We start from the raw sequence: 19,012 nt of genomic DNA, 5'->3' as shown, positions 1-19,012 counted from the left end.
GGAGGGGCCGCGAAACTCTTGATGGGCGTGTGCGTCGCGTCGTCGAATACGCCTGTTTCATCGCGGGGTTTGGATTGCCGGTTCGTGACGGGATCCCTCTGGCCGACCGCGTGAGGCAACGCATCGAGTGTTCATCACGCGGCCATTCCAGGTGTGTTCCAGTCCGTATCGACGGGCATTTTCAATTTTGCAGATCGAAAATTGCTACAATTCGGAGTGCCAATTTTGAATCGATTCTCTCGTTCACCGGAAGATCCAACGATGCGAATCCAAGCCCCTCCCACCCGCGAGCCGAAACGAATTGCTCGTCCCACGACTCGTCGAATCACTTGGTGGGATGCCGATCGACGTTGGATTGCGGATCAACGCTGGGCGGTGTTGATCGCGGTTGGGTGTCTGTTCAGCCCTCTCGCTGCAATCTGGGATGCTGGGATCTTGGGGGTCGGGGGCTTTGTCGGCGGTGCCAGCAATGGCGGCTGGATCCAATCCGCAAACGCTGACAGTGAATGGCTGAGCACGGTCCCCATCGCGGACGACGAAGAGATCGCCGCGTTGATTGAGGGCTTGGGATCCGATAGCTACGCGACGCGGGTTCGTTCCCGTCAACAGTTGTCTCGGATCGGTTTGGCGGCGTTTGATGCGTTGCGACGGGCCAGGTACCACCCCGACAACGAAGTTGCGATCGTTGCCAGAAAGCTCACCAGCGACGGACGGGTTCAGTGGGCGATCAGCTCGGACTCCGACGAAGTGCGAGAGATCCTCGATGAGTTCAGTTCGCGAACGGTGATGGCCCGAAAGCAACGGATCAGTCGATTGGCCAGTTTGCCAATCATGGAGTCCTTTCCGGCGTTGGTGCGAGTGGCGCGGTTCGAACCGGAATCGTCGCTCAGCCGTTTCGCGGCGCTGGCGTTGTTGGCTCAACCGGTTCGCGAAATGGATGGGCGAGAGAACGGGCTGCCCGCGAACTCGAACGCGGATGGTATTGCGAAAGACGAGGAGTCTCGTTGGAAAGGGCTCAGCGAACACGACCGATCGCTCATGGCCAAACACTTGGACGTGGTGTTCGAAGAAGACCCACGCATCTCCAGCCAGTGGCTCAAACAGTATGCCAATGAGTTGACATCGGGACTCTTCGATCCGCAGGCGTGGACGGACTTGATCGAGCAGATGGAGATTCATTGGCAAACCGATCCCGCCGAGAATTCCCAGTGGCAACTGGGCGTGGTGACAGGCGATGAGCTGTTTCATTTGACATGGTTGAATGCCGAACGAGCCCTCGTGCTGGGCCAGTCCGACGAAGCGGCCAGTTTCTTTATCCGGCACATTGATGTCATTCCGTCACGAACCCGCGAATTGACCGACGCTGCTTTGTGGGCGATCGATCACCAACTGTTTGATGTGGTGACGGCGGCTCACGCCAAGCATCAGTCGCTGTTTGAAAAGTCGCCACCGCTGCTGTACGCCTCGGCGGAGGCCTTGTTGCGATCGGACCAACCGGAGTTGGCTGAACAGCGAGCTGAGATGGCGTTGAAGTTGAATCCGGTGGTCAACGCCGACGAGGAAGACGCACCCCAACTGCATCCGGTTTTGCTTGAGAACAACGAGCAAGCCCATCTGCGATCGGCGGCGGATTTGCTGGATCGCGGATTGTACGACTGGGCACAAGATGAATACCGAATGATGGTCGATCAGTTGCCGCTAGCGAATATCTCGGCCGCCATGGCACGCACTGAGTTGGCGGAACATCTGGCTGAGCTGCAACGTCCCGCGGAAGTGGTCGAGGTGTTGCAACCACTGGTGGAACGGATGGAAAAGGATGACAGTTTTCGCCATCGCTACATGGCGCACGATTTTGACTATCAATCGTTGAGAAGCTTGTTGGATTTTCAAGCTGGATTGGATTTGGCCGCCAAGCAGGATCCCACCGCGGCCAGCAAACGATTGCAGGCGGCGTTCGAAATGGACACCGAGAACATTGACATTCTGATCGCGATGTATCGTTTGGAATGGGACGAACCTTGGAAAGAGTCGGTGGTGGCGCGAATCGAATCCGTCTTGAGCGAAATTGATGAAGACATCGCAGAAACTCAAGAAACGTTCCGCCAATCAGGCAACGGTCGTTCAGGACGCCAGGTTGCGATCCGCGATTTGTTATTGGCCAACTTCTACAACCAATACGCTTGGTTGGTCAGTAATACGGAGGGCGACTACGAAAAGGCTCTGCAGCGCAGCATTCGTTCGTTGGAGTTGAGCCCCGGCAGCGAAGCATTGCTGGATACCTGCGGTCGTTGCTACTACGCCGCTGGCAATCTGCCCGCCGCCATTCGGACGCAGCGTCGTGCGGTTCAGTTGACGCCGCATTCGCCTCCATTGCAAAGACAATTGAAACTGTTCGAGACATCGTGGTTGGATGCCAATCCTGGAAAGACACTGGATGAACTTCCCGAGGTTGAGCTGCCCATCGCGGAAGGCTCGGCGCAGGAACGAACCGACCGGCAACGTCGCTTGGGAGTGGTGCCACCGGACGGCCCGCTCAGTTTCTTGAATCAATAGCTTCCGTAAACAAGTTGCCGTTCAAGTGGAACTGCAAATAAGACAACAGCCTGCAAGCCGTCTGGTGCCGCGAAACCGGAGGGCTTGCGCCCTTCCGCTATCATTTGATTCGGTAGCTAATCTTTGGACGAGACCTTATTGCGTTGCCGCGTGGTCGCCGCCAAAGAGTGAACGTGGACGCGGTGATCGAGCTGACTTAAACAGGCCAAAAAACGTCCAATATTGGAAGGTTTTATTGGCGGAGCGGCGTTTCTCTGCGTTTTCTCGACCGCTTTGAACTTCACCGAAAAGTCTCATTTTTCGTCGATTGTGAAGATTGGCAAACCTTGCGGCGCGGTCTGGCGCACATCAAGCGATCTTGCGGCGATGTCCGATGCTAACCCTCGTACCGGTCACATCACGTGCTTCCGCTTTGTCGGTTCGCGGCTGTGTCCTTTGCGAGTCAACCCATCACCAAGGTGGAGGGCTGATTCATTGTTTCAATGACTTCCGCTTGATTGCGTAAGTGCGGGGATTGCATGCGTTGGTTTCTAAAACATTCGCCTTCACGCCACGTGTCGGCGCATCGTTCCCCATCCCTGGGCGTGTTGTTGTCGATGGGATTGCTGGCCGGTTTCACCGCCAGTGGTGCCGGCGTCGGTACGGTGACCGCTGACGACCTACAAAACGTCACCGCCACCAGCTATCGCGCCGCCGAGACCAGCGTTCGTGAGATGCGAACCAACGCTCGGTCCAGCCGCTCGATGCGTGAAACGCCCACGGTCACCGCGATTCGTCGTGCGTCACCGTCGGTTGTGAACCTGCACGGTCAAAAGACGATCCGCAACACCGCTGCCAACATGGCGGGGGCTTCGCCTGATTCTTTCCGGCAAGTCAACGGAATGGGAACCGGTGTGGTCATCGACCCGCGTGGATACGTGATCACCAACTACCACGTCGTGGAAGACGTCAATGATCTCAACGTGACCTTGCATTCGGGGGAAGCCACCCGAGCTGACTTGATCGCGACGGATCCCCAGAGCGATTTGGCATTGGTGAAGTTGCGAGGCAATGGCCCGTTCCCAACGATCCCTCGCGGTCGCAGCGATGACTTGATGATCGGCGAGACGGTCATCGCGATCGGGAATGCGTTCGGCTATGTGCACACCAGCACTGAAGGCATCATCAGTGCACTGCACCGCGATGTACCGGTCAACGAGACGCAGCAATACCGTGACCTGATTCAAACCAGTGCCGGAATCAACCCGGGCAACTCGGGTGGCCCACTGCTGAACATTGATGGCGAGATGATCGGCGTCAACGTCGCCGTTCGAGTCGGTGCTCAACAGATTGCTTTTGCCATTCCGATTGATCAAGTGTTGGAAACGGTCACCGACATGATCGACCGACACAACAGTCGCCGAATGGTGATCGGAATGCAGGGGGCACCCACCTCGCGTGGCGGAATCCAGGTCACACAATTGGACGATGGCGGGTCGGCTTACCAAGCCGGTTTGCAACGGGGCGATCGGCTGGTGCGACTGAACGAACAATCGATCGAAGACCCATTGAACTACGCACTGTCCGTGCTGGAATTGCGACCGGGCGATCCGTTGAAGGTGGAGTTCGAACGCGACGGCGACTTCTTCCAGACGGAACTTGCCACGGCGGCTTCGGCCCAGGCATTTGGTGATCCCGCGTCGGCTTTGGCGTGGCAAGTGATTGGTGTCTCGGTTCGACCGGCCGGCGAATCGTTCGTTCGCCGAATGAACTCACGACTTCGTACCAACTATCGCGGCGGATTGATCGTCACGGATGTTCGTCCGGGCTCCGCCGCTTCAGAACAAGGCATCGCGGCAGGCGACGTCTTGTTGGGCATCCACGTGTGGCAAACCGCCGCCGTGGAAGATTTGGCGGAGATCTTGGAACAACCCAACATCCGTCGTGGTTCCAAAGCAAAGTTCTTCCTCGTTCGAAAGGACCAAACGCTGTATGGCCATTTGCAACTCGCTTCTCAGGGAAGCCAACTGACTCGTCATTGATCGGAAACAGTCGCTTCCTGCAAAGCTCGTGAGCAACCGGAAGCGAATCGACTGATCCGTCATCGCGACTCATTGGTTTGCATCCGTTTTGCCCCACGGATGCAAGTCAAAGGTTTCCACTCAACCGATCGATTCGTCCCGGGACGAACGAGCCGGCTGCATCCCCACGGACGCACCAGGCTCGTTCGTCGACCCAGCCGGGACGCGATCGATCGTCCTGTTGCCTGGCGAGCGGACTCGATGGACACCCGCATGTCCGTTGAGTCCGTTCTCCGGCACCACACCTTGACGAACACAAACAGATTGACACAAACATTCACAATCGAATCCACGATGGAGTCGAAATTGGCACCTGCGACGCTTGGATACTTCACGACCGTTCAACAAGAACGCACCGGGTGGACCGGTGGATTGCTGGTTCTCAATGGAGGCGGGCGACCACTGGAATTTCAATGCACGTTGCCACTGCGTCCCACCAAGGCTCATGAGATCCTGTTTGGCAACACGTTGCGTCAGCATTTGATTTGCGACGTGATCGGGCCGACGTTGCTGAAGAAATGCCGCACGCCGATTTCCATGTTGTTGTGCGAGCAAACGGAATCGCTTCGCATGAACGATGCCGACTGCACGTTGGGCTTCGTCGCCACACCGGAAAACGACGGCAAAGCGACCATCGCTCGCGAACACGCCGGCCACTGCGTGATGCGAATTCGCGATGAAAAGGTCTTGGTGGCAATGGAACAAGTCGAGGCGGCCGAACAAGTCGCTGAGCAGTTGGGCGACTTTCCTGATTTGATTGAGCCGTTCGAACGGATTCGTGAAGCGATCCGAGAAGCTCAATCCCAAATCGCGAGGGCGGCGTAGTGTGGTTCCGAAAGTCTCCCTCGGTCCCCGCTCCATCCGAATCCGGAAAAATTGACTCACAGCCCGACGCTGGTATTGAATCTCCGGAGTCAAAATTTCCAGAGTCAAACTCTCTGGCCGAAAGTCTATCGCGCGTGAGTCACCCGGCCTCCTCGCGGCCGGCCATGCAGTGTGAGATCGATGCGGGCAACAGTTGGGATCTGGCCACCGCGTTTGCATCGGAAGCCCATGAGTGGACGTTGCCCGCTCTGCAGCCGATGCGGGTGCCGATCAAGTTGCCGCCGCTGCGGGCTCGCACCACGGGCTTTCTGTTCCCCGAGTTCGCGTCGTGGATTCCAAAGAAACAAGACCCACCGGCCGGCGCTGTCGCCGGAACGATTGGTGCAGAGACCAACGAAGTCACCGAAGCGGTTCGCAAGAAACGCAAATCGCTCGGCAAGCGGTCTCGTATCAAGCCGCCCAACGACATCGTGAAGTTGCAGGATCGTTTGTACTACCTGCTGCAGCCGCCGTTGGATTTGTTGGTGGGTAGTGGCCAGTTGAACTTTCCCTTTGAGCCGTTTCCCTATCAGCTCGATGGCATCGCCTTTCTCTTTCCGCGGTACGCCTGTGTGTTGGCGGACGAGATGGGATTGGGCAAAACGATGCAAGCGGTCAGCACCATGCGAATGTTGCTCTGCAGCGGCGAACTTCGCAGTGTGCTGTTGATCTGTCCCAAGCCTTTGGTCAGCAACTGGCTGCGCGAGTTCAGCGTGTGGGCCCCGGAGATTCCCGTTGCCGCAATCGAAGGCAACGCGGCAAAGCGTGAGTTCCAGTGGCGCGAACCCAATGTGCCGGTCAAGATTGCCAACTACGAATTGCTGATGCGCGACAAGGACATTGTTCTGGAAAGCGGTCTGCATTTTGATTTGGTGGCTTTGGACGAAGCCCAACGCATCAAAAACACCAACAATACCACCAGCGAAATCATTCGTGCCATTCCTCGGACACGCTCGTGGGCGCTCACGGGAACTCCGGTGGAGAACTCGCCGGATGATTTGGTGGGCATCTTTGATTTTCTCTCGCCCGGCTATCTGCAAACCGGGATGCCGATGTCGCAAATGGCTGGCATGGCGGGGGACTACATTCTTCGACGCACGAAAGACATGGTGCTCGATGACATGCCGCCCAAGTTGTATCGCGATGCGGATGTCGACCTGACGCCGGAGCAATGGTCGCGGTACGAATCCGCCGAAAAGGAAGGCGTGGTTCACCTGGAGGAACTCGAAGAAGCGTTGACCGTGCAGCACGTGTTTGAATTGGTGCTGCGATTGAAACAGATTTGCAACTTCGATCCGGTGACCAATTCCAGTGCCAAACTGCAGCGTTTGGAAGCCGACATGGAAGAGGTCGCCGCCAGCGGCCAAAAAGCAATCTTGTTCAGCCAGTGGACCAAGACGATTGAAAAAATGCGTCCGACGCTGGAGCGATTCGGACCACTGGAATACCACGGCAAAGTCCCGCACAAAAAACGCGAAGGCGTGATCGAACAATTCAAAAACGATCCCAACAGCCACATCATTTTGATGAGCTACGGTGCCGGCAGCGTTGGATTGAATCTGCAGTTTTGCCGTTATGTCTTCCTGTTTGATCGATGGTGGAATCCCGCGATTGAAGACCAAGCCATCAACCGGGCTCACCGGATTGGTGCGGCGGGCAGCGTGACCGTGACTCGCATGATGGCAGTCAATACCATTGAGCAACGCATCGCCGCGGTGCTGGATCAGAAACGCGAAATGTTCGACATGCTTTTCGCGGATCAAAAGGACCCGACGAAGAATCCCATGGGCGAAGGACCAGCCAAATCGGGCCCGCTCGCAAAGACCGGCGGCCTCACTCGCGACGAAATCTTCGGCCTGTTCGACCTAAGAGCCCCCGGCGGCAAAAAAGTCGCCTGATTCGTTTCCTGTAGGTTCGGTCCCACCGAACAAAGCCCGTAGGTTCGGTTCCACCGAACGATGCTGTCGGTTCCACCGAACGTCGCACCGCTGCAACACCCGAATCTACGTCGCGGCTTTCTCAAACAACATCAAATCAGCCGCCAACGTCACGCGCATCGCGGTGGCGGTTTGCACGCGAGCATTCTGCGAAAACCGGACGCCGCGATAGGTCATGGCCATCGCATCCGCGATCGCATCGCCATCCAATTCAACTTGGTCCTTCCACAAACAATGCTCGCGAAGTTGCAAGCCGGCTTCCGCCATCTCGTCGACCACCTTCTGCCAACGGCTGCGTCGTTGCCCCGATTGCTGAACATGTTCACGCAACTCGATCAAATCCTTTTCTCCTGGCACCGCGACGATTGCCACCCCATCGTGGGTCAGGATGCGAGCCATCTCGGACGTTGGCCTTCTCCCGAACAGAGAAACCACGCGTAACACGCTGCGGTCCGCAATCGGCAACGCCCGGTCCGCATTGGCCCACACCCAAGTCGCTTCTTTCCAACCACGCGCCGCCAGTTTGATCGCCTTTTTCGACAGGTCGATGCCGCAGTAGCGTTGTGGGATGTTCGCAAACAATGCCGGCCCAAACGATCCTTCCCCGCATCCCAAATCGACGGTTCGATCGGTGCTTTGTCCTGCGGTCGATTCAACCCAAGGCTTGAGTGCCTCGATCAATCCGTTTCCATGCCCGCGTTGCAACCAACGATGCCGTGCTTCCACCGCAGCGTCCGCGTCGCCGGGGATCTTGGACTTGCGATCCTGAGGCTGGGACAGACTGTAATAGCCTTCGCGAGCCCGATCGAAATGGTGCCCTTGCTCGCATTTCAGTCCACGTTCCACCTCAGAAAGAACGCGGCCGCAATTTCGAACCGTGCATCGCAACTCAAACAAACCTGTGTCTTCCTATCCTAAATTCGTAGGTCCGGTTCCCACCGGACGATCTCACTTCGTAGGTCCGGTTCCACCGGACAACCACACCAATGCCACTCGACCGTCGCCGAATTCTCTGTGAACACGGCAGCAACCCGGTAAGCGGAACACCACTGTAGGCCATGTCTCACATGGCACCCAGCCGATGCTTCGCAGAAGCGAGGCATCCAGCAATGCCTTGCCATCTCGCACACCAACTCACCCCGCGTGACATGGGGACTCAGCCCAATCACCCTCGAAACGAGACCTGTTAATTCCAGGTCTCGTCCCACCATCCCACGCTGGACCACGGAGTGATCCGCGACATTCATGCCATTCAACGCTCGTAGCCGAATTCGTCAAGAATTCGGTCCGGCTCAATGCGTTTACCAAAAACACGTGAACCTGTCGGCAATGTCTCATCCGGTCAAGACGGACCTGACTTCGTAGGTCCGGTTCCCACCGGACGATATCACTCACCCGTAGCCGGATTCGCCAGAATTCGGATGTCGCACGTCATCGCTCGCCCAAATTCTTGACCAATTCAGCTACGTCTTGAATGAATCCGGCTACATCCTTCACACGTCAAACAACTCGTACTCCGCCTCACGCAGGATTCCCGGCTGAGGCACCGGGTACGACCCGTCCGCATTCGCGATCACCGGGGCCGGTCCATCCACCGTCAACTCCGCCACGCCCGGTGCGAACTCGTGCGGGCAATTCAGCATTTGATCCAGCGTGATCTCTTGGCCCGTGTGTGCCGCCATCCGTCCCATGCTGGTCACCAAGCTCGCTTGCACACCGCGTGGCACCTCGTTGTAAGGATTGTCGTGAATGATCGCGTCGACCAAGTCCGTCCATTCCAACCGATACGGATTCTTCTCCGGTTGCGGGTAAGCCCAAGCCACTTCGCGGCGACTTTGGTTTTGTCCTTCAAAGATCCGCACCTTGCCCGGCGTGTGCCCCGACGTGCTCACGATCGCTGACCCTTTGCTGCCGTGCACCGTGCTCGACATGTCGTTGCGGCAGCCCTTCATGCAGCGGCCGTCAAAGAACAGTTTGCTGCCGTCGGGATAGGTGTACTCGACCGCGTAAGTGTCAAAGTTTTGGTCGATCCAATCGCCGCGGTAATGCCGGCCACCCAACGCCTGTGCCTTCACCGGCCAGGCATCCTTCATCCATGATGTCTCGTCAATCTGGTGGATGTAAAAGTCGCTGAAGCAACCCCCGCTGGCCCACAAGAAACTATGGAAATTCTTGATCTGCCACAGCGTTTCTGGCATGTCATCCGAGCGTCGTTTGGTGAACGCGGACGCGATCGGACCGTGCATCCGGTAGGCTCGCATCATGATGATGTCGCCAATCTGGCCGTCTTGAATACGCTTGAACAACTCTTGCCGACCGCGGCAATGACGAACCATCAATCCCACGCCGCACTTCAAATTCTTTTCATCCGCCTTGGCCGCCAGTTCCAGCATCTGTTTGGAGGAAGGACCATCCGCCGTCAGCGGTTTCTCCATGAACACGTTCAGCCCCTTCTCGATCGCGTACTCGAAGTGGACCCAGCGAAACGCCAGCGGCGTTGCCAAGATCACAATGTCGCCGGGATTCAGCGTGTCCATCGCATGCTTGTAGGCATCGAAGCCAACAAACTGCCGTTCCTCCGGCACGTCCACTTTCTCCGGTGCATCGATGTGTTCATTCGAGAGGGCTTTGACACTGCGAGCCACGTTCTCCGGGAAGACATCTGCCACCGCGACGACTTTCAACCGAGCGTTGTCCGCATGCAACGCATCATTTGCCGCGCCCGTCCCACGACCGCCCGCACCGACCAAAGCGACTTGAATCACATCCGGCGTCTCCTGCCCATGCACCGCCCGAGCATTCAAAGTCGCCCCGGCAGCCACCCCACCCACAACCGCCGCCGACTTTAAAAACCTCCGCCGTGCCAACTCTCCATCACCGTTAGCCGACCGACGCACGCCGTCGAAACCCTTAGCGGAACGGCGCAAGCCGTCCGGTGTCGAACATTCAATCCTCATCATCGTCGTCGCTAGATCCTCTTCTACCGTCGCCGAATTCTCTCCGAATGTCGCCGAATTTGCTTCTTCTGTCGTACCCGGATTCTCTCCTTCTACCGTAGCCGGATTCGCCAGAATTCGGCCCCCATCATTCGCTGTCAACGACGGTCGAGCGCTCACCGCGCCGTCAGCCATCGTTGTTGTCTGACGAGGATCCGAAACGTTTTCAGGAAAAGCATGTTGAGTCACGAGCGGGCTCCAAAGGCGGGAAAGATGGGGAGGGGATCCGGATCAAAAATCCGGGGCCACCAGCATATCCGAACCCAACCCGCGCCGCGCATCACCCGCCCCGTTCCCTCACGGTTCCCCAATCCCGCCGCCGAATTCGCTCACCCCTCGTAGCCGGAATTCGTCAAGAATTCGAACCCACACCCTGAGATACCGAACAACCGCAACGTTGCTTTTCCAAGCTATCCCGACACGCCGTTCACCCTCAAAGTAGCCGTCACTTTCCGAGTGACGAATCTCCCTTTCCGATTCCGCCTACCCAACGCTGGACCACGGAGTGATCCGCGACGTTCATTACTCCCGTAGCTGAATTCGTCAAGCATTCGGACTCACGCCCTGAAATACCGAACAACCCCGACGTTGTTCTTCCAGACTCTCCCGACACGCCATTCGCCAACGTAGCCGTCACTTTCCAAGTGACGAATCGCCCTCTCCCACTGCACTCACTCGAGGCTGGACCACGGAGTGATCCGCGACATCCATTTCAATCGGACACGATGAGGGGATCCTCGCCGGATCGCGACGGCGGCTTGGCAACTTGGATATCCGGATGTCACGAAATTCGATTTCCGGCTACACCGGCGGCAACAAATTGCTGTCACTCGACCGATCCGCGGTGTAGCGGACCTTTCTTGGCGGACACTTTGCCCAAACAGCCACGCTTTAAAATTCAATGAAGGCGAAACTCTTTTCGGCGGAAAGGTCGCCGTTCGCCCTCAATGCACACGCTCAGGCGTCCGTTATTTCTGAATCCCCCAATTGGAACCGGTTGCCTATTGAATACTGGGGAGTCCCGTTTATCCTGATCGCGGAACGGCGGACTGTTGAATCCGTCCATTCGGGTGGGGTGTTCGGTCACCCAAGAGCACGAAGTGTGCGCAAAAAGAGAGCAAGCTACCATTTGATCTCTGGCACCACGACGAATCAGGTCACACAGGTCGCTCTTTGTGACCTGCTGTTGGAGCGGCTTGACAGCGTTTCACGCTATCATTGCTTGACACCATCTTGATTCGTGACGCGGTCAGGTGGGGATGCCGCAAGGGCGGTGAAGGTTCCGTTGAAATGGTTTGTTGTGGCTTGGTGAGAAGTTGTGCGGCTTTGAAAACGAAGCCAAAGTGGTTCGAAAATGCGGGGTAGGATTGAATATTTCGCGTTGCTCTGGAGAGGGTTCAGGTAACCTGTACAAAGGTTGGGTGAGTTCATTTTTTCCCGGCTCAGTTTTACGGGATAGGGTTTCGAACCTGCATCGTTCGCATGGGGCGAGGTTTCCTCAGTGACTTTAGAAAGACGCGGATAAACGAAAGTCTTGGCGAGTTTCGCTACGTCACGTCAATCGAAAGCATGTTCGCTGCACAAACGCAAAACTGTGTGGCGAGATGACCGCAGCAACCCAGCATTGCGTTTTAGGCAGTTTTCGCCGCCGCACCATTCAATAGGCAATCGAGTCAGTACTTCCATGATTCGCAGCAACACCCACGACGATCACGAAGTTGATGATCTAGACATCGATCTGGATCTGCTCGGAATTGTTCGCCGACGCTATCACCTGATTGCGCTCGGAATCTTTGTCGGCGCAACATTGGCGACCATCTACTTCGTGAATCAAGTACCGATCTACGAGTCAAAATTGGCTGTGCTCGTTGGGCAGCGTTCGGGAGAACTAGCAAGCACTGGAACAGGAAATTCCGCTGAGTCGATGGCGTCCATGCAAGAGGAGGTTTTGGCGACTCATATGGAGTTATTTGCGAGTCCTAAAATCATCGAACAAGCGATTCAGAATGCAGGCCTGAATATTGGCGTTGGCGACTTGGCCGGAAATTTGACGGTTAGCAAAGGTGGCGATGGACTGGCAAAGAGTGCCAGTGTGCTGAAAGCAACCTATCAAAATCCGGATCCGGACATGGCTGCCACAACGTTACAGGCGGTCTTTGATAGCTATCAGTCTTATATCGAAGATCAGACAAGCAGCGTGGGGAATGAGGCCGCGGAACTGATTGCCAAAGCACAGGTCCAGAACGAAAAATCGCTTCGTGAAGCGGACCAAGCCTATCGCGAGTTCGTCGCATCGGTCCCGGCGTTGATTTCATCGCGAGAGAATGGCGGTGATTCACTCGAGGATGTTCATCGCTTGCGTCTCAACAACATTGAACAACAGCTCGACGGCATCCGCGAGTCACTGTCACATGCACGATCCCGTCGAGTCGTGATTCGTGATTTCGTAAAAGACAGGGCACCGGAATCGCTGACAGATGTTCACGTGATGTCGCTGCTGGACTCAGAAGAAATCGCGCGGGTCAATGCATTTCTGGCAATCTCCGCCAATCGTGACGACCAAACCAACGACGAGCTTCTCTCGCGAGCCGTGATGCAAGAGTCCACCCGCACTGAATATCAGCAGTTGTTGACTCTTTCGAGCAAAGAACGGTTGATGGCGGCGGAGTTCGGCGAAAATCATCCAAGCGTCCGTGCTTTGCGGACCGAGCTGGAAAACATGCGTCGGTTTGTTGAGGAAACGCGTGCCGCTCGTCCTGAAGAAGAGAAACGTGTTGAGGCAAAGCCCGCCGAGATTCTCGCAAGCTACTACCGTGTGCTTCAAAGCGACATCACGGAATTGGAAAAGCGGGAAGAGCAACTGTTGGAGTTGTCGGAGAAGGAATCGAAGCTTGCCAAAGAAGTCGAAACGACTTTCCTGCTGGGAAACTCGCTGAAGGCAAACTTGGAGCGTGCTCAAGCTCGCTACGACGAGGTGTTTCAGCGTCTGCACGAAATCAATCTGACGAATGATTACTCCGGTTTTGCTACGGACTTGATTGTGATGCCACTGCCTGCGAGTGTTCCGGTCTGGCCGTCCAAATCGAAAATTGCCGCTTTGGGAATTCTTGCCGGCGGCATGTTGGGGTTGGCTTTGGCGTTGCTCGCGGAGATGACGGACCGCACCTTTCACGATCCGGCGGAAGTGGAACGCGTGGTGGGCGCGACCATTCTGGCTCATGTGCCCCGCCTGAAGGAATCGTCACTGAAAAAGAAGGTTGCGGAGGGTTCGGTCATGTCGCCGATGTTGGTGACCCATCACCTGCCACGGGGGACGGAGTCGGAGACATTTCGCGTGCTTCGGACTTCGCTTCTTTTCGCCGCAAAGAGTCAATCAAAGAAGGTCTTTCTGATCACCAGCCCCAGTCCTTCGGACGGGAAGTCCACGACAATTGCGAACCTAGCCATCTCGGTGGCTCAGACCGGCAAACGTGTTTTGTTGATCGATGCCGACATGAGGCGGCCAACGGTTGCCGCAAATTTTGGTGTCCAGCGTTCTCCTGGATTGTCGGACGCGCTCGGTCATTCGGGGGCAATCGATTCGTCTGTGGCGGATCAATGCATTCAATCATGTGAACAGGAAAACCTGTACCTATGCAGTTCCGGTTCACGAACATCGGAGCCATCGGAGTTGTTGGAATCATCGCAATGGGTTGCGTTTCTTGAATTGGCTCGCGAGCGTTATGACATTGTTTTGATTGACACCCCGCCGCTTCTGGCGGTTGCTGATCCATCGATCGTGGCCGACGAAGTCGATGGGGTCTTCTTGACGGTGCGGATCGAAAAGAACAATCGGACATTGGTGGAGCGAGCCACGGAAGTGCTGACGGACAAGGGCATCGCGATCGACGGGATCATCGTCAACAGTCGCGATTCACGGAGCAATCACTACGCTTATAGCTCTTACGACTACTACGGCAAAAAACAATACGGGTACGTGGCCAGCTATCGGCGCTATTATGAAGCCAACGATGACGACGATACGGGTTCCACCCCACGTCGCAAACGTTCGTCCAGCAAACGAACCACGCCCGCGACAACCCGTTCGCTCCCCATCCCCGAAGCTGCCTCGACCAACGGCCACGCCACCAACGGCTCGGTCGTCAACGGATCCTCCAACGGCCACCCCACCCCGTAGCTGGATTCGCCAGAATTCGGACCCCACCTGTGGCATAGGCTTCCAGCCTTTTTAAACACCACATCTCGAAACACCGAAGATTAGTGTCTGATCAGCGGAGATTAGTGTTCCGCCAGAGCGGCCAAGGGAACACTAACGTTTCTTTGATCAAGGGATGCTTGGCTTCGTATCGCCTGTATTCCTTACGTGAGCGGCTCCGTAAAGATGTGGGGTAGAAAAAGGCTTCCAGCCTGTGATTCCCCACCCCTCCAGTGCAAACTCCGTCGCCGTCTCACCAGCATTCAACGCGACGTCTCACCAAGTCCGTTCCGAATTCTCCGCGAATCCGGCTACCAAACCCGTCCCGGTGACGAAGCGACACAACCCGTCGCGTTAGCAAGGCAAATGTCAATTTGCTTCTGAAACGCTATGCGAATCAGGCTGTAATCGACTGCTAGCTAGCAACTAGCCTCCCGAATTCTTGACGAATCCGGCTACCAAAGTTCGGCTACCAATCCCACCCCGGCGACGAAGCGTCACACACGCCGCGTCAGTAAGGCTGGGAACTGCCAACGAAGTTCCCTCAGCGAATCTGGCAACTCGCCGCTCGCAACTCGCTTCTTTTAACTTTCTGTCTTTCTCCCCCAACTTCTTTCCGTCAACACGCTTTCACTTCATCCAAGGATGAGAACAGTATGAGCGCTATCGCGTTAGACGATGCAACCGATTCCGGAGTCCTCCGTGGAGAGGAGATCTCAAGCAACCGGGTGGTCCGCCACCTGGAACGCAGGTCGGAAACTGGTTCGGGCGAATTCTTTGGAGCCGGTATCCAAAGGATCAGCACCGAAGGTGCAATTCAGATGGGCCGTCGGCAAGCATGGTATGACCTGCAAACCGCCGTTCCGCTGATTGTCGCCGATGTGCTGGCCGCCGCCTTGGCCGCGACGTTGTCACTCGCTTGTGGCATTGGCACCGGAACGTTGGCGCAACCGTGGTTTGTCGTCGCGGTGGTGGTGCTGTCGGTGCTACTGCATCACATGCATGAGCTCTACCCGGGGTGCGGTGTCAACTACTCGATCGAGTTCAGGCAAATTCTGAAAACCTCCGTCCAGGTCTGTTCCGCATTGGGGCTGGGGATGCTCTTTGCCACCGGATTGGTGCGTTTTCCTTGGTTGGGTTGGTTGGTGCTGTGTGCTTCCTTGACGTTCTGCCTCAGTGCGGTGCGTCCGATGGTGCGACGTTGGTTCTGCCGGTTTCATTGGTGGAAGCAACCCGTCTTGGTTGTCGGCAACGGCGAGCGGGCGGCACGCTTGTTTGATCGCCTGCTCAGTTGCCAAACGGAAGGTGTGCGTCCTGTGGGCATCGTCTTTGATCCCCTGCCGCATTGGGCAACGCGAGCGCAAGGCTCTCGCAACGCAGGCGAGGCCGATCGGCCTGACGGCGATCACGCGTGGCGAGAAGCCTACCGTCGAGAAGCGGCGTGGTGCCAAACCATGGCTGAGCGGATCGGTCGAGGGCAGCGATTGCACATGGGCCCGATCGCAGTGCTCGAGGAGGTTCTTCACGATTCGGGCGCTTGTCGGATCGTGATCGCGGAACGAAATCGCCTCGCGGGCAACGCGTTTCATCAGTTTCACGGCATTCCGCACGTTGCCGTGCCAACCGAACTGGAGCAGCATCCCACTGAATCTGTGCGATTGATCGAGGCGGACGGTCAGGTGCAAATGCATTGTCGGACCACACTGAATTGCCCGAAAGCGCAGTTTCTCAAACGTGGGATGGATTTGATCTTGGTGTTGGGGACTTTGCCGCTTTGGTTGCCCGTGATGCTGATCATTGGTGTCGCGATCAAGGTCTTTGATCCTGGACCGATTTTCTACAGTCAGTCCCGAGTCGGTCGCTACCGCCGGCCGTTTCAGGCGATGAAATTTCGCAGCATGGTCTGCAACGCCGACGAGAAATTACGTGACTACCTCGACAACCATCCCGACATGCAAGCCGAGTGGGAGGCCACGCACAAACTGCGAAACGATCCCCGGATCACTCGCGTCGGCGACTTCCTCCGTAAAACCAGCCTGGACGAGCTGCCGCAACTCCTGAACGTGCTGAAAGGCGAGATGAGCCTGGTCGGTCCCCGACCGATCATTGATTGTGGCAACTACGACCGGGAATACATTCAGGGCCATCCTGAGGTCTTTGAGATGTATCAAATGGTTCGTCCCGGAATCACTGGGCTTTGGCAAGTCAGCGGCCGCAACGACACCTCCTACGAGCAGCGAATTCACTTCGACCGGTTCTACCTTCACAACTGGTCCATCACCGGTGACATCTTCATTCTCTGGCGAACCATCAAAACCGCCCTCTTCCGGGAAGGGGCTTGCTGAATTTGCGGAGCAAATACAGCAAGAGTTTCTAGTTTTTAGTCGTCAGTTTTTAGAAAGAAACGAGAAACGAGAAACGAGAAACGAGAAACGAGAAACGAGAAACGAGAAACCGCTTTGTCCTCCCTTCCGAGTTCTCGGCGAATCCGGCTACATCCAACTCGCCGCTCGCAACTATCCAAAAAAACAAAGTCCTGTCCCGTGTCCTACGAAAACCTCGAAGTTTGGAAACGCTCGGCTCGGCTTTCTGCAACGCTCTATCAGCAAACGAAAGCCTTGAGGGACTTCGGGTTTCGAGACCAGCTCACTCGTAGCGGGCTTTCGATTCCATCCGATATCGCCGAAGGTTACGAGCGAGACAGCGAAAAAGAGATCGCGAGATTCTTAGCCTACGCGAAAGGTTCGGCGGGCGAACTTCGGACGCAGATTTTGATCGGAATCGAAGCCGGTTACATTGAAAAGCCCGACGGTCAGCAATGGGCAGACGAAGCCTTGCAGCTCGGGCGAATGCTGGGTGCATTGATTCAACGACACAGAAGAGAGTAGCGGTTAGAGAAAGTAGCGAGCGGCTAGTCGCGAGACACGAGAAAAACGCCCCTCGCCCCTCGCCCCTCGCCCCTCGCAACTCGCAACTCGCAACTCGCAACTCGCAACTCGCAACTCGCAACTCGCAACTCGCAACTCGCAACTCGCAACTCGCAACTCGCAACTCGCAACTCGCAACTATGAAAAAAGCGCTCATCACCGGCGTAACCGGCCAGGACGGTTCCTACCTCGCGGAGCTGTTGCTGGAAAAAGGTTACGAAGTCCACGGGATCAAGCGTCGAGCGTCCTCTTTCAACACGCAGCGTGTCGATCACATCTACCAGTCGCCGCAGGCCCAATGCACCCAAAATGGCTCAGACGCTCGCTTCAAGCTGCACTACGGCGACCTGACCGACACCAGCAACCTGACCCGGATCATGGCCGAGGTCCAGCCCGACGAGGTGTACAACCTGGGGGCCCAGTCCCACGTCGCGGTCTCGTTTGAATCCCCCGAGTACACCGCCGACGTCGACGGCTTGGGCACGCTGAGATTGCTGGAAGCGATCCGGTTCCTAGGGCTGGAGGAGAAGACCCGATTCTACCAAGCCAGCACGTCCGAGTTGTTTGGGCTGGTGCAGGAGATCCCGCAGAAGGAAACCACGCCGTTTTACCCTCGCTCACCGTACGCGGCCGCGAAGATGTACGCGTACTGGATCACGGTCAACTACCGCGAGTCCTATGGGATGTATGCCTGCAACGGGATCCTGTTCAACCACGAGAGCCCCCGTCGTGGCGAGACCTTCGTGACCCGCAAGATCACCCGAGGGATGGCCAACATTGCTCAAGGCCTCGAGCCCTGCCTGTACCTCGGCAACATGGATGCGCTCAGGGATTGGGGGCACGCCAAAGACTACGTGCGAATGCAGTGGATGATGTTGCAGCAGGAAGTCGCCGAGGACTTTGTGATCGCGACCGGCAAGCAGATCACCGTGCGAGAATTCGTCCGCATGTCCGCGGAAGAGGCCGGAATGGAAGTCGAGTTCAGTGGGGAGGGTGTCGACGAGATCGCCACCGTCACCAAGATCACCGATTCCGAAAGAGCCCCCGCGATTTCCGTCGGCGACGTGATTGTCAAAGTCGACCCCCGCTACTTCCGCCCGGCGGAAGTCGAAACCCTGCTCGGCGACCCCGCCAAAGCCAAAGAGCGTCTTGGTTGGGTCCCCGAAATCACCGTCGAGGAAATGTGCGCCGAGATGGTCGAAAGCGACCTCGACATTGCGAGGCGACATGCCTTGCTTAAAAAACACGGGCATAGCGTCAGCGTGGCGGTCGAGTGAACGTAGAATTGCATCCGCCATGCTCGCAGCTGAAATGCATTTAGATTTGGGCTTTGTGGTACTTGGAGCGACGCTTCTGGGTTAGCTCAACTGTTCTAGCTACGATACCGCAGTCTGTCGAAAGAACAAATCTCAAGTTACTCTTTCTCAACTTTGCATCCCCGCAGCCCATTCGCATCGACCCGTTCAGGATCCGTATTTCA

The 19,012-nt window shown here is 56.5% G+C and carries 10 protein-coding genes; 8 read left to right on the top strand and 2 right to left on the bottom strand.

Annotated features, from left to right (window positions below; genetic code table 11):
* Positions 1 to 261: 261 nt before the first annotated feature.
* From LOC70_RS09810 to LOC70_RS09795, 4 genes are all read left to right on the top strand, one after another.
* Positions 262 to 2,553 (top strand): tetratricopeptide repeat protein, encoded by a 2,292-nt coding sequence (locus LOC70_RS09810; protein ID WP_230253427.1) that lies wholly within the window; start codon positions 262 to 264, stop codon positions 2,551 to 2,553.
* A 578-nt stretch (positions 2,554 to 3,131) separates the two neighbouring features.
* Positions 3,132 to 4,574 carry a S1C family serine protease gene (locus LOC70_RS09805; protein WP_315857243.1) on the top strand — a complete coding sequence of 481 codons (1,443 nt, stop codon included), beginning with the start codon at positions 3,132 to 3,134 and terminating at the stop codon, positions 4,572 to 4,574.
* A 333-nt stretch (positions 4,575 to 4,907) separates the two neighbouring features.
* Positions 4,908 to 5,438, top strand: a complete 531-nt coding sequence (locus LOC70_RS09800) for a hypothetical protein (protein ID WP_230253425.1) — start codon at positions 4,908 to 4,910, stop codon at positions 5,436 to 5,438.
* Positions 5,439 to 5,602: 164 nt separating this feature from the next.
* Positions 5,603 to 7,375 (top strand): DEAD/DEAH box helicase, encoded by a 1,773-nt coding sequence (locus LOC70_RS09795; RefSeq protein ID WP_230253646.1) that lies wholly within the window; start codon positions 5,603 to 5,605, stop codon positions 7,373 to 7,375.
* A 105-nt stretch (positions 7,376 to 7,480) separates the two neighbouring features.
* Here the strand turns inward: LOC70_RS09795 and LOC70_RS09790 are convergent, their stop codons facing one another.
* Positions 7,481 to 8,311 (bottom strand): putative RNA methyltransferase, encoded by an 831-nt coding sequence (locus LOC70_RS09790; RefSeq protein WP_230253424.1) that lies wholly within the window; start codon positions 8,309 to 8,311, stop codon positions 7,481 to 7,483.
* Positions 8,312 to 8,907: 596 nt separating this feature from the next.
* Positions 8,908 to 10,374: a Gfo/Idh/MocA family protein gene (locus tag LOC70_RS09785; RefSeq protein ID WP_315857235.1), complete on the bottom strand. Its 1,467-nt coding sequence runs from the start codon at positions 10,372 to 10,374 to the stop codon at positions 8,908 to 8,910.
* Between the two features lie 1,720 nt (positions 10,375 to 12,094).
* Here LOC70_RS09785 and LOC70_RS09780 point away from each other — a divergent pair.
* The 4 genes from LOC70_RS09780 (at position 12,095) to gmd (ending at position 18,809) form a co-directional block, all read left to right on the top strand.
* On the top strand, positions 12,095 to 14,587 hold the full coding sequence (locus LOC70_RS09780; protein ID WP_230253422.1) for a polysaccharide biosynthesis tyrosine autokinase: 2,493 nt from the start codon (positions 12,095 to 12,097) through the stop codon (positions 14,585 to 14,587).
* Positions 14,588 to 15,261: 674 nt separating this feature from the next.
* On the top strand, positions 15,262 to 16,950 hold the full coding sequence (locus LOC70_RS09775) for an exopolysaccharide biosynthesis polyprenyl glycosylphosphotransferase (protein ID WP_230253421.1): 1,689 nt from the start codon (positions 15,262 to 15,264) through the stop codon (positions 16,948 to 16,950).
* 198 nt (positions 16,951 to 17,148) lie between these two features.
* Positions 17,149 to 17,493 (top strand): four helix bundle protein, encoded by a 345-nt coding sequence (locus tag LOC70_RS09770; RefSeq protein ID WP_230253420.1) that lies wholly within the window; start codon positions 17,149 to 17,151, stop codon positions 17,491 to 17,493.
* Positions 17,494 to 17,672: 179 nt separating this feature from the next.
* The gene (gmd, locus tag LOC70_RS09765) at positions 17,673 to 18,809 is read left to right on the top strand and encodes a GDP-mannose 4,6-dehydratase (RefSeq protein ID WP_230253419.1); all 1,137 of its coding nucleotides are present in this window, start codon (positions 17,673 to 17,675) and stop codon (positions 18,807 to 18,809) included.
* The last annotated feature ends 203 nt before the right edge of the window (positions 18,810 to 19,012 follow it).

This window comes from Rhodopirellula halodulae, assembly GCF_020966775.1.
Taxonomy (GTDB): Bacteria; Planctomycetota; Planctomycetia; order Pirellulales; family Pirellulaceae; genus Rhodopirellula; species Rhodopirellula halodulae.
This window is presented reverse-complemented; position numbering and strand designations above follow the sequence as displayed.